Raw genomic sequence first — 13,588 nt, 5'->3', positions numbered from 1 at the left:
GTACGACTTTTCAGCTTTGTTCAAAGAATTTATAAATAGCTCTTGCATTCACAAACCAGCCATACGTGCCGGCAATCTCGACCATTTCCAACATATCGTGAATATCATAATCCTTGGCAATATATAGGGGAAATTTATCCTTCGGCATTTCCGCGAATATACCTATGTAATAGTTGTAGACAATCACATTGTTGGTAGACTTTGTAAAATTGAACGTACTTTTTTCAGATGAATAAAAAATATTCTCATGCACAAACGTGCTGTCCGGATAGCCGCCCCAGGAATCGAAGGTCATTATGCTGCGATCCGCCTCTTCTGTCACCTTCCTACTCGCATAGATGATATTACGGCTGATAGTCGTATTCTTTACAGGGCCGGCCACATGGATCAACGGAGAAAACATGCCGGCACGTGTCGGACGAGTCCGGCGACCGTCATTAATACTGATATTGTAAGACACAACGGTCCCCACATTCCCGGCATTGAAAGAAGCCGGGGAGTCACCGTTGTTGCAGATCAGCACCATCCCGCCGTCGTTATCATGACTATGGTTATACTGGATAAGCGTGTTCCGGCAATTCCAGTCCGAATCGAATCCTTGCGCGTCCCAGGGAGCCTTATGGCCGCTCACCTCATTGAACCGGATAACCGTATTGTCGCAACTCCACGGCCAGATACCGGCGGCGGCTTCCGTATCGGGAAGGATATCCGGACAATTGCGCATCACGTTATACTCGATCAGCGTGCTATCGCAACCGATCGGAACGATGCCGTCGCCCGGGACCTCCTCGATCAGGTTTTTACGGATTATCGTATGTTTGCTCGGATGCCAGTTCTCCCGGCTGCTATATCCCGACCAGATCATCGCGTTACGGGCACAACGCCGGATCCGGCAATTCTCTATCGTCAGGCTGTAGAAAACGGATATGACCTCTTTCCCGCCGTTGACGACTAAGATGCCGCTACCGCCTCCTTTTTCCTTGACCAGCGAGCCGTTCACATCCCGTATATCCACACCGTCTATGACGATGTTTCTTGAAACTCCATAGTCCCGGCATTCGATCTTCAGCCCGGTACGGTGCGGTTTCCGTTCCTTACCGGTATTGGTTATCTCCACATTTCGCAGTGTCAGATAATCCGAATTGAGAATGCGGACGGCATACAGGGATGTATCATGGCCGGCGATACAGGGCTTATTTCCTTCTCCATATGCTTCGATATAAATCCGGTTGTCGGCGGTACCTTGTCCCGATATTTCGAGTTCACCCTGAAAAGTGTCTCCTCTTTTTAAAAGCACTCTATCGCCCGGATTCAGTTTCACGCCCCGGAGTTTGGAAAGGCTTTTCCAGGCAGTCGCTTCGGAAAGGCCGTTCCGGCTATCATCGCCATTCGTAACATCTAAATAATAAGAAGAGGCGGTAGGTCCCGAACAGCCTGCCATCGTTAACAAATACAGACAGGCAGAGAGTAAACAGATTATCTTTTTCATGATATTCACTTATATTTTATGCTCAAAGATAATTATTCTTCATAAAAAATATAACTTTGTAAGCATTCTAACAAAAAACATATATCATGAAACAAGCAATTCTAATTTCTACCGGCCTCCTGCTGGCAACTCCTTTCATCCATGCGGAGAAGAATAAGGACAAAAAACCGAATGTCGTTTTTATCCTTGCGGACGATTTGGGTTATGGTGACCTGAGTTGTTACGGACAGGAAAAGTTCGAGACACCCAACATCGACCGTCTGGCACAAAACGGAATGCGTTTTACGCAGTGTTATTCGGGGACAACCGTCAGCGCCCCTTCCCGCTCCTGCCTGCTGACAGGTACGCACAGCGGACATACGCCTGTCCGCGGTAACCTCGAACTCGATCCGGAAGGGCAGTTCCCGCTTCCCGCCAATGCCCGTACAATCTTCGAAGTAATGAAAGATGCAGGCTACAAAACATCCGCTTTCGGCAAATGGGGACTGGGCTACATCGGCTCGACCGGCGATCCCAAAAATCAGGGTTGCGACACTTTCTACGGATACAATTGCCAGTTGTTGGCACACAGCTATTACCCCGACCATCTTTGGGATAACGACAAACGGGTGGAGCTCGAAGACAACAACCTGAGCGTACAATACGGAAAAGGTACTTACTCGCAAGACCTTATTCATGGAAAGGCGTTGGAATACCTGGACAATATGAATCCGGACGAGCCGTTCTTCATGTGGTATCCGACCATCATCCCGCACGCCGAACTGATCGTGCCGGAAGACAGTATCATACAGAAATTCCGCGGCATGTATCCGGAAAAGCCTTACAAAGGAGTAGAACCGGGCAATCCGGCTTTCCGCAAGGGAGGTTACTGCACGCAGTTCCATCCGCATGCCACCTTTGCCGCTATGGTTTATCGTCTGGACGTTTATGTCGGACAAATCGTGCAGAAGCTAAAAGACAAAGGCTTATACGATAACACCATCATCATCTTTGCAAGCGACAACGGTCCGCATATGGAAGGGGGCGCCGATCCCGATTTCTTCAACAGTAACGGTCTGTACCGCGGATATAAACGCGATCTGTATGAAGGCGGCATCCGTGTTCCGATGATCATCTCCTGGCCGGGACATATTCAGCCGAGTACGGAAACGGACTTCATGTGCTCCTTCTGGGATGTATTGCCCACCTTCGAAGAAATCATCCATCCGAAAGCCAAACAGCAAGAGATGGACGGCGTAAGTATGCTCCCGTTACTACAAAATCGCAAGGGACAAAAAGAACATGAATTCCTGTATTTCGAATTCCAGGAAATGAACGGCCGCCAAGCTGTACGCAAAGGACCGTGGAAACTGGTTCACATGAATATCCGCGGTGACAAGCCCTATTACGAACTGTATAACTTAGCTTCCGATCCATCGGAACGCCACAACGTATTGGCCCAATATCCCGAAAAAGTTGCAGAACTGAAAGATATCATGGTCCGTGAACACAGACCGGACCCGAACTGGCCGCTGTTGAAAGAGGAAAAGGAAAAATAATCGGAAACTTATTGAAAAAGATGTCAAAATCAGATCTTTGAGAGGTCTAATTTTGACCTCTCACATATAAAATAACATAGAACTCATCTAAATAATCTTACCGATAAAACACCATATTACGTAAACTCATATTGGGATTCTTATCAAGTTCAGCCATCTGATTAGGGCGACCGCACCGAATTCATTTTTAAGCGATACGATCTTATGGGCTACATAATATAAGGAATAATCTATCCCCGCTACAAGAAAACTTATCTACATAGGCATAAAAAACATCGGAGTGCCTATCAATTCTATAATCAGTGCCAGTGATTATAAAATCAGTGGTAAGCATCCGCCCCGGTACATCATCCTTATTCAAATCAGTAGGATCCTGGGCTATAACTTCGCTTGTAAAGACTATATGTATAAAAGCAGCAAGGGTTGCCGCCTGAACCAAGCGACAACCCATCCTACCAATTTTCATAATTAAAGTTTCAAACGTGTACGTGTTTATTTGTGCCCAAAACGTGAAAGAATTCGTCTTTACATATAAACCGCCACCAGTCACCCCTTGATGTTCCCATCGGACAACGTTGCAAAGGAACGCATTTATAACCAGCCATCCTATATTTTAGACGATTATTACTTGCCGTTTTACATGTTTGAGAGCATAAGAAGCAGTGCCTTGGCCTGGTCATGGGAGGGATTACGCATCTTTCCAGTTGAAAGGCAGCAGGCTCGAGTAGTCGTTAGCCACTGCCAGGCGTTCGTCTTTCACCCTGATGAGCGCGTCCTGCATCCATTTTTCGGGATTGACATTGTTCTCTTTGCAGCAACCGATCAGTGTGAAAAAAATGGCGGCGGCATGGGCGGCTTCGTGGGAACCTGAAAAAAGGGTATTCTTACGGTTCAGGGTTAGGGGACGGATGCTTCTTTCCACTGCGTTGGAGTCGATATGGAAGTCGGCATTAGTCACGTATAGCGATAATTGCTCCATACGGGCATAAGTGTATTGCATGGCTTTGTCCATCGGACTGCCACTTTTCACCTGCCCTATGTTACTCTTGATCCATGCCTCTATTTCCTGCAATACCGGATAAGCCTCCGCCTGGCGGTAAGCCGTTTTCGCATTTCCTTCAAGCTCTTTTTCCCTGATTTCGGATTCGGTTTTGTAAAGTTTTCCGATCAGGGAAAGTATTTCCCCCGCCCGGGGAGGATCGCTGTTCTCGGCTTCTTTGAACTTCCGGCGGGCATGTGCCCAGCAGCACAGATGCAGGTAACCGGGCAGGTCGTCAAAGATGTCGTATACCTGATAACCGTCGCTTTGGACTGCTTTCCCACCCTCCAGCAACAGCCCGATGCAACTTGCCCCCCTTCCCTTATGATACTCGAAAAAAGGGCTCTTCACCTCCGGGCAGTAGAAATTCCACATGTAGCCCTGGTGTAAGCTCCCCTTACGGTCACTTCCCTGGACTTTGTAAGGAGTTTCGTCGGCTATGACATAGCGTGAGGAACGGACTTTTTCACGTAATTCGTTGTAGATTGGTTCCAGTTCCTGGGCTGTGGACAGGCACCAGTCGCTTACCGTCGAGGCCGGCAGGTGAAGGCCGATGCGCGAGAAGATATCTATTTGACGGTACAGAGGCAGGTGGTCGCCATATTTGCCCACTGCGATATGGGATAACACGCTGGCGCCTGCCTTGGCGTGGGCTATGGCTTGGACCGGCAGGGGCGCTATCAGGATACGTCCATCCGGGGTTTTGTATTTGTTGCGGATGATTTGACGGACATACACATTCTTTTCTATCTCCAGTTTTTCCGTGATTTCCTGTCCTATATGGCGACAAGACGACAAGTCCCCTGCCGGGTCCAGAATCTCCTGCCGCCGAGGAATATCCAGGGGGAAAGGCTTACGGATATTTCCTTTATGTTTCTTCTTTTTGAACCCGTCGCGATCATGCAAGTAGTTTTTCTCTTCCTTTTCTACTTCCCCACGTGCTTTTTCACGCACGGTTTCCACCGGAGCCGAGTCTACCGGCGTTTCCCAGCAGATATTCAACTGGGAGGGATCCCGGGGAAGTCTTTTTTCGCTTTTGGGACTCCAAAGGCGGCGTTTGAGGTCGTAAATCTCCCACACATACTGTTGGTTCAGGTCCAATAAGCGCTGACGTTCGAGTAGCCATTGCATCCGCTCCTCCTCTAACGCCTTGCGTCGGGCAAGCAGCGCTTGGTAATCGGCCAGCGGGACCTTGACTTCGGGGACTTTATTTGCCGTCTTTGTTTTCATCTCTTTCACGTAATAAAGATACGAATAATATTTGATATTATGGCACTGATTTATAAATATATTACTTGCTTTTACGCCTTTTTTTCGGACAATCGAGCAACCGGACGAGAGAGGTACGGTTTACCTGTTCGTAAGATTGTTTTTCAAATTGCCGGGGAAGGTCATAAGTCCCTTCCGAAAGATGGTAAAGGTAAACCCGTTCCTGGTTAGGGGACAGGTAATATACTTTAAGCTGCTTGTGTCCGCCGTTGATGAAGACATAGATTTCCCCCTCTTTCGGATAATGTCCCAAACGGCTGTTCACGATGCCGCTAAGGCACGGGATGCCGGCATGGAAATTCTTCAGGGGAAACAAATAGACACGGTCCGTTGAGGGAAGGCCATAATGCCGGTCTTCTTTACTTTTGACAAGATCGGATACGTTATAAATGCCCAAGCTCTCCGGAGAAAAGCGGTAATGGTGAATCCTGAAGCGGACCGCACCGCCCGATTGGTAACGCAGGTACTCGAAGGTTATTTCATTCAGTTCACCCGGTTCTGACAACATTGATAACAATTGGGCGTTTTCAAAGATTTCTTTTTCACGATTTTTCATCTGAGTCCTTTTTTTTGTTTTTTCGGAACAAAGATAAAGAGCACATATAATTAGAGGAGGATGTACTGGGGCGGATGCTTACAATCAGTGCCAGCAATTATATAATCACAACCACTGATTATAAAATCACTGACACCGATTACAGAATTAGCAGGCACTTAAGAAAGAATCATTCGGGACAAAAACGGGTTTTTCTCTCCATGGAAATAAAAAATTGTTACTGCTGGATTTGGTGCGGTTGCCCTAGACTATTATTCTTTCCTTTGATAAATCAAAACAATAAAAATACTTAGCTATGGAACTACAAGTAATTCAAAACAAGATTCATGAGATCAGAGGACAACAGGTGATGCTGGATTTCGATTTGGCAGAACTATATCAGGTAGAAACAAAATATTTGAAACGAGCTGTCAGACGTAACATTGAACGTTTTGATGTGATGATTTCATGTTTACATTAACAAATGATGAATTTAAATCATTGACAATCAATATGAGGTGCCAAATTGGCACCTCAAAACAAGGTGGTACACAATATGCACCGTTCGCCTTTACAGAATTAGGGGTGGCTATGCTCAGCAGTGTTCTAAATTCACCGACCGCCATTGAAATAAATCGTAACATCATGCGGGCTTTCGTAAAAATAAGGCAATACATACTTGAAAGTAACCAGACAGCCAAAGAACTGACCGAACTCAAATTACAGCTCCGTTACCTTCGCGAGGACATGGAAAGTCTTTCCAAAGACCATGAAAGTTATGAGCAGCATTTTGATGATATATATTTGGCATTGGCCGAATTAGCCAACCGGAACAAGGAAAGGGAGAATAAACCCAGAAGTAAAATCGGGTATGTAAAAGACTAAATCCTGCAATTTGCCGCTTCAAACCTTTATGTATTACAAAATTCACTAACTTTGTGGCTTTAAATAGAAAACGATAAAATAAACGATAAACAATCATGGAGTACAATTTCAGAGAAATTGAGAAAAAGTGGCACGAATACTGGATTGCCAATAAGGTTTATAAAGTCGAAAAGAATACCGACAAACCAAAGTATTACGTATTGGACATGTTCCCTTATCCTTCAGGAGCAGGACTACATGTAGGCCATCCACTCGGTTACATCGCTTCTGATATTTATTCCCGTTACAAACGCCTGCAGGGTTTCAACGTTTTACACCCGATGGGTTACGATGCCTACGGACTCCCGGCAGAACAATATGCCATCCAGACCGGGCAGCATCCCGAAGTAACGACAAAGAAAAACATCGCCCGTTATCGGGAACAGATGGACAAAATCGGTTTCAGTTACGACTGGAGCCGCGAAATCCGTACCTGCGATCCTGAATATTATAAATGGACGCAATGGGCATTTATCCAGATGTTCAACAGCTACTATTGCAACGATGAAAAACAGGCACGCCCTATCAGCGAACTGGTTGCCGCTTTCGAACAGTCCGGAACAGAAGGCTTGAATGTCGCTTGCAGCGAAGAACTGCATTTCACTGCCGACGAATGGAAAGCCAAATGTGAAAAAGAAAAACAGGAAATCCTGCTGAACTACCGAATCGCTTACCGGGGTGAAACAATGGTAAACTGGTGTGCCGCACTAGGCACCGTACTGGCCAATGACGAAGTGGTAAACGGTGTTTCCGAACGTGGTGGCTATCCGGTAGAACAAAAGATCATGCGCCAGTGGTGTCTGCGCGTATCTGCTTATTCACAACGGCTGTTGGACGGACTGGACACGATCGACTGGACAGATTCGTTGAAAGAAACACAGCGTAACTGGATCGGCCGCAGCGAAGGTGCCGAAATCCAGTTCAAAGTAAAAGATAGCGACCTCGAATTTACCATTTTTACAACCCGTGCAGATACTATGTTCGGGGTTACTTTCATGGTTTTGGCTCCCGAAAGCGAATTAGTTGCACAACTAACGACTCCCCAGCAGAAACAGGAAGTCGACGCTTATCTGGACCGCACCAAAAAACGTACGGAACGTGAACGCATCGCCGACCGCTCCGTTACCGGTGTATTCAGCGGTTCTTATGCCATCAACCCGTTTACCGGCGATGCCGTTCCCGTCTGGATCAGCGACTATGTATTGGCCGGCTACGGAACCGGTGCCATCATGGCTGTTCCGGCACACGATAGCCGTGACTACGCATTTGCCAAACATTTCAACTTGCCGATCATCCCGCTGATCGAAGGTTGCGACGTAAGCGAAGAAAGTTTCGATGCAAAAGAAGGAATCGTCTGCAACTCGCCGAAACCGGACGTAACACCTTATTGCGACCTGTCGTTAAACGGCCTGACCGTAAAAGAAGCTATTGCCGCCACCAAGAAATATGTGGCAGAACATAAATTAGGACGCGTAAAGGTAAACTACCGCCTGCGCGACGCTATCTTCAGCCGCCAGCGTTACTGGGGCGAACCGTTCCCGGTCTATTACGATGCAGACGGTATGCCTCAGATGTTGCCGGTAGACAAACTGCCGTTAGAATTGCCGGAAGTAGATAAATTCCTGCCGACCGAAACAGGCGAACCTCCTTTAGGACACGCCGTAAAATGGGCATGGGACACCGCAAAACAGGAAGTGACGGAAGTTTCCAAAATAGATAACAAGACAATCTTCCCGCTGGAACTTTGTACGATGCCGGGATTCGCCGGTTCATCCGCTTATTACCTGCGTTACATGGACCCGCACAACGACCAGGCTCTGGTAGCTAAAGACGTAGACGAGTACTGGCGCAACGTAGACCTGTATATCGGCGGTACCGAACATGCTACCGGTCACCTGATATACAGCCGCTTCTGGAACAAATTCCTGTTCGACCTGGGTATCGTTTGTGAAGAAGAACCGTTCAAGAAACTGATCAACCAGGGTATGATCCAGGGACGTTCCAACTTCGTATATCGTATCAATGGCACGAACAAATTCGTATCCCTGAACTTGAAAGACCAGTACGAGGTCACTCCTATCCATGTAGACGTAAACATCGTATCAAACGATTTGCTGGATATCGAAGCCTTCAAAAACTGGCGTCTGGAATATAACAATGCAGAATTCGTATTGGAAGATGGCAAATACATCTGTGGATGGGCTGTTGAAAAGATGTCGAAATCGATGTTCAACGTTGTCAACCCGGATATGATTGTTGAGAAATATGGCGCCGATACGCTTCGCCTGTATGAGATGTTCTTAGGCCCGTTGGAACAATCCAAACCGTGGGACACGAATGGTATCGACGGCGTACACCGTTTCCTGAAAAAGCTCTGGGGACTGTTCTTCGGCAATACGGACACTTTACAGATCACGGATGCAGAACCGACAGCCGACGAACTGAAATCATTGCACAAACTGATCAAGAAAGTGACGTACGATATCGAACATTTTTCGTACAACACTTCCATCAGTGCCTTTATGATCTGCGTGAACGAACTGAGCAGCCTGAAATGTAACAAGCGGGCTATCCTGGAACAATTAATCGTCCTGCTTGCTCCGTTCGCTCCCCATACTGCTGAAGAATTATGGCATACCTGTGGTCACGATACTACCGTATGTGACGCCGAATGGCCTGTCTGCAACGAAGAATACTTGAAAGAAAACTCGCTTACTTACGCTATCTCCTTCAACGGCAAAGCCCGTTTCAGTATGGAACTTCCGGCCGATATGCCTCGCGAAGAGATAGAAAAAGCGGCTCTTGCCCACGAAAGCTCCGCTAAGTGGATGGAAGGCAAGTCTCCGAAAAAGATTATCGTTGTTCCCGGAAAGATTGTAAACATCGTAATCTAAATCTATTTATATGAAGCTTATAAACAACAAAATCTATTTTGCTGTACAAGATTACCTGATGATCCTGTTGGGTACTCTCTTGTACGGCTTCGGCTTCAACGCTTTCATTCTTTCGAATGAAATCATCACCGGTGGAGTCAGTGGTATTTGTGCCTTAATCTTTTTTGCCAGTAATGAATTAATCCCTGTTTCAGTGTCTTACTTTGTCATAAACATAGTATTACTGTTAGCGGCACTGAAAATTTTAGGATTCAAATTCCTGATAAAAACGATCTTCGGAGTATTCTCCTTGTCGGCTTCCTTATCATTCTTCGAATGGCTTTTGAAGGGTCAGCCAATCCTGCACGACCAGCCGTTTATGTCCATCATCATCGGTGCCTTCCTTTGTGGATCCGGTCTCGGACTTGTTTTCTCGGCAAATGGCAGTACGGGAGGAACGGATATCGTCGGAGCTATTGTAAACAAATACAAGAATATATCCATCGGACGCGCTTTGCTGTTCTGCGACTTTATCATCATCGGTTCTTCATTTTTCCTGTTCCATGATGTCGAAAAGATCGTCTTCGGTTTTGTCGAAATGTTTGTAAGCAATTATATAATCGATGTCGTCCTGAACGGAAACCGGCAATCTGTCCAGTTCCTGATCTTTTCCCAGAAATACGACGAAATAGCCGAACGGATCATCCACGACCTGGATCGCGGTTGCACCATCCTCGACGGTGTAGGCGGATATTCCCGCAAACCGGTAAAAGTCGTCGTCTTACTGGCTAAAAAATCAGAATCGGTTTCTATCTTCCGCCTAGTCAAACAAATAGACCACCAGGCCTTCATCTCGCAAAGTATTGTCAGAGGAGTGTATGGGGAAGGGTTTGATCAGATAAAGACATAAAACAATCATTCAAACAATTTAAAGCACTTCCGTACGTTATATACACATCGTATAGAAGTGCTTTTTTTATTCATATTCAACTAACATGAAACTTGTATTCGCAACAAATAACCAGCACAAGCTGGATGAAGTCCGGAAAATAACAGCCGGAAATACCGAAATAGTAAGCCTTTCAGATATCAATTGTCATGAAGAGATACCTGAAACGGCTGATACATTGGAAGGAAATGCCTTGCAAAAGGCCCGTTATATCAAAGAGCATTTCGGATATGATTGTTTTGCAGACGATACCGGACTCGAAGTGGAAGCGTTACACAATGCTCCCGGCGTATATTCAGCCCGCTATGCCGGCCCGGGACATGATTCGGAAGCGAACATGAACAAACTTCTCCATGAAATGGAAGGTAAAGAAAACCGGAAAGCCCGCTTTCGTACAGTTATCGCCCTGATCCTGGAAGGAAAAGAATATCTGTTCGAAGGAGTCGTAAACGGTACTATTATCAAAGAGAAAAAAGGCGGAAGCGGTTTCGGCTATGATCCTATATTTATGCCTGATACATATGCACAGACGTTTGCAGAAATGGGAAATGACATTAAGAACCGGATCAGCCATCGTGCCGAAGCAGTAAAGAAACTAACCGCTTTTTTATCGGATTATACATTCTAATATTATAATTAGTATGAGAAATATATTGGCTATTATCTTATTTTCCCTGTTTTCATCTTTTGTTTTTGCAGCCAGCGACAATACACTCGGATGGAAAACATATCTTTCCTACAACAACACCAATAACGTAGAAGAGTCAGCCGATCAAGTATTTGTTGTTGCTGAAGGCGCTTTGTACACATACGGAAAAGAAGATAACAGCATCAAACAATATTATAAGGGAAACGGATTGAACGGAACGGATATCCAATTCATATCCTATAATAAACAAACAAAATCTCTGTTGATTATCTATAGCGATTATAATATGGATATCATGAAAGACGGTTCGGTGAAAAACCTGCCCTACCTGTCTACCACCACATCTTTAAGGAACAAGGATATCAATTCGGTCATGCTCTATAACGAATATGCTTATTTATCTCTCAAATCCGGCATAATAGTCGTCAATATGGATAAAAATGAAATAACCGATACCTATAATTTATCCCGGAATATAACATCCTCTGCTATTTTAAATAATCATATATATGCGACTACAAAAGAAGATAACTCCACGGGCGTCATATATGCTTCTTTGAATGACAACCTGTTGGACAAATCAAACTGGAAGGCTTATACAATCCCGGGATTCCCGTCCGAAAATTCAATCGATAAAATTGTATTTTTCAAAGATCAACTATTCTATCTGGTAAAAAATAAAGGAGTCTATTACGAATCAAACAATACAACTGTTCCTTTGGTTAGTAATACCTCAATGAGCAATATTAAAGTTACCGGTGAAAAACTGGCCTGCATAGCTACATCCCAAGTTTATCTGTTTACAGATACAAAAACTTTCGACCGGATCGATAACCTGTCCATAAAAGATATCAGTACGTATCAAACCGATAAATATTGGATAGCCGAAGGAAGCAAAGGTCTACGCTCCATCAAAAGAACCGGCTCCAATCAGTTCGAAGCAGTAAATGAAGCTATCATACTCGACGGCCCTTATTCCAACAGCCCATTTAGAATAGTCTGCCAGAACGATAAAGTATATATGATACCCGGCGGTAAAAATATAATAGGTGGTACCCGTTTTGGCAAAGCAGGATCCGTAATGATATACGATTATGATAAATGGACGGTTATAGAACCTTCCAAAGTTCAAAGTCAATTAAAAATATGGCCCCGTGATTATACCAGTATCGTTGTTAATACAGATGATGCAGGTAATGAAATCATTTATACCTCTTCTTTTGGTGATGGCATCGTACAGTATAAAAACGGTGAACCAGTCATAGTATATGATGAAAAGAACAGTCCTATAGAAAATGCAGAAAATCATACTACTTACTATTGTTTTATGGACGGGCTTGCTTTTGATATGAACGGAAACCTTTGGATGACTAATTCAAAAGTTAATAATAATGCTATTAAAATATTAGATAAAGATGGAAAATGGCATAGCTTATTTGTTGAATCATTAAGAGATAAATATACAATAAGCAATATACTTATTACTTCAAACAATGACAAATGGATAAATATACCCCGACCTACCAGTGAAGTCCGCATTACAGTTATCGCCGATAATAATTCATTAGATGAAGCAACTTCTCACTATTTTGCTAATTTCACTGATACAGACGGTAACGACTTTTCCCCCAGTAGCTATACCTGCATGGCTGAAGATAAAAACGGATATGTATGGGTTGGTAGTAATAAAGGCGCTGTCTATTTTACAAATCCTAAAATAGCAGCATCTGATAACTATCAATCTACACGTTGTACGCGTGTAAAACTTATTAATGAGGACGGAACACCCTATTATTTTCTTGATAACGTAATGGTATCGACCATCAAAGTAGATAATGGAAACCGGAAATGGATCGGTACCGAAGGTAACGGCGTTTATGTACTAAATGAAGATAACCAGGAAGTAGTACATCAGTTCAATACTTCCAACAGTCCTCTCCTATCCGATGTCATCTATTCAATCGATATAAACGAAAAAACAGGAGAAGTCTTTATCGGTACGGATAAAGGTTTAGTCTCTTATAAAGGGGAAGCGACAGAAGGTAGAAGTGACTATTCGGATGTTTACGCTTATCCGAATCCCGTACGGCCTGAATATAGAGATAAAGTAACCATCACAGGTTTAATGGACAACTCTATAGTAAAAATAACGGATCTCAACGGTAATCTTATTTACCAGACGAAATCCTTAGGCGGACAGGCAACCTGGAACTGCCAAAATAGAAAAGGGGTACGTGTGGCATCCGGTATATATCTGGTACTTTCAGCTACAGAAGATTCCAAAGAAAGTGTAGTAACAAAGATAGCTATTATAAAATAAGGT

Annotated in this window: 8 protein-coding genes and 1 pseudogene; 6 read left to right on the top strand and 3 right to left on the bottom strand. The window is 44.5% G+C overall.

Annotation, left to right across the window (positions count from 1 at the left end):
- Positions 1 to 10: 10 nt before the first annotated feature.
- On the bottom strand, positions 11 to 1,489 hold the full coding sequence (locus tag ACPYIV_RS16050; RefSeq protein WP_425884007.1) for a right-handed parallel beta-helix repeat-containing protein: 1,479 nt from the start codon (positions 1,487 to 1,489) through the stop codon (positions 11 to 13).
- Between the two features lie 86 nt (positions 1,490 to 1,575).
- Between ACPYIV_RS16050 and ACPYIV_RS16045 the strand changes: the two genes are divergently transcribed.
- Positions 1,576 to 3,027, top strand: coding sequence for an arylsulfatase (locus ACPYIV_RS16045; protein ID WP_301704200.1), 1,452 nt, complete (start codon positions 1,576 to 1,578; stop codon positions 3,025 to 3,027).
- 688 nt (positions 3,028 to 3,715) lie between these two features.
- Here the strand turns inward: ACPYIV_RS16045 and tnpC are convergent.
- Together tnpC and tnpB are read right to left on the bottom strand one after the other, a co-directional pair.
- Positions 3,716 to 5,296 (bottom strand): IS66 family transposase, encoded by a 1,581-nt coding sequence (tnpC, locus tag ACPYIV_RS16040; RefSeq protein ID WP_425884005.1) that lies wholly within the window; start codon positions 5,294 to 5,296, stop codon positions 3,716 to 3,718.
- A gap of 61 nt (positions 5,297 to 5,357) precedes the next feature.
- Entirely contained in the window at positions 5,358 to 5,891 is a 534-nt protein-coding gene (gene tnpB / locus ACPYIV_RS16035) for an IS66 family insertion sequence element accessory protein TnpB (protein ID WP_336527059.1), read from the bottom strand.
- A 295-nt stretch (positions 5,892 to 6,186) separates the two neighbouring features.
- On the opposite strand from tnpB, the pseudogene ACPYIV_RS16030 reads away from it, so the two are divergent.
- The 5 genes and pseudogenes from ACPYIV_RS16030 (at position 6,187) to ACPYIV_RS16010 (ending at position 13,585) form a co-directional block, all read left to right on the top strand.
- Positions 6,187 to 6,755: pseudogene (locus tag ACPYIV_RS16030) on the top strand (ORF6N domain-containing protein).
- A 95-nt stretch (positions 6,756 to 6,850) separates the two neighbouring features.
- Positions 6,851 to 9,688 (top strand): leucine--tRNA ligase, encoded by a 2,838-nt coding sequence (gene leuS / locus ACPYIV_RS16025; RefSeq protein WP_425884003.1) that lies wholly within the window; start codon positions 6,851 to 6,853, stop codon positions 9,686 to 9,688.
- Positions 9,689 to 9,698: 10 nt separating this feature from the next.
- On the top strand, positions 9,699 to 10,577 hold the full coding sequence (locus tag ACPYIV_RS16020; protein ID WP_293733170.1) for a YitT family protein: 879 nt from the start codon (positions 9,699 to 9,701) through the stop codon (positions 10,575 to 10,577).
- An 85-nt stretch (positions 10,578 to 10,662) separates the two neighbouring features.
- The gene (locus tag ACPYIV_RS16015) at positions 10,663 to 11,244 is read left to right on the top strand and encodes a non-canonical purine NTP diphosphatase (RefSeq protein ID WP_293733169.1); all 582 of its coding nucleotides are present in this window, start codon (positions 10,663 to 10,665) and stop codon (positions 11,242 to 11,244) included.
- 13 nt (positions 11,245 to 11,257) lie between these two features.
- Entirely contained in the window at positions 11,258 to 13,585 is a 2,328-nt protein-coding gene (locus ACPYIV_RS16010) for a two-component regulator propeller domain-containing protein (RefSeq protein WP_425884001.1), read from the top strand.
- The last annotated feature ends 3 nt before the right edge of the window (positions 13,586 to 13,588 follow it).

Origin of the sequence: Parabacteroides vesiculifaciens, assembly GCF_049860805.1 — a bacterium.
GTDB lineage: Bacteria > Bacteroidota > Bacteroidia > Bacteroidales > Tannerellaceae > Parabacteroides.
Note: the sequence above shows the minus strand (reverse complement) of the source record. Positions and strands in the feature narration are given on the sequence as shown.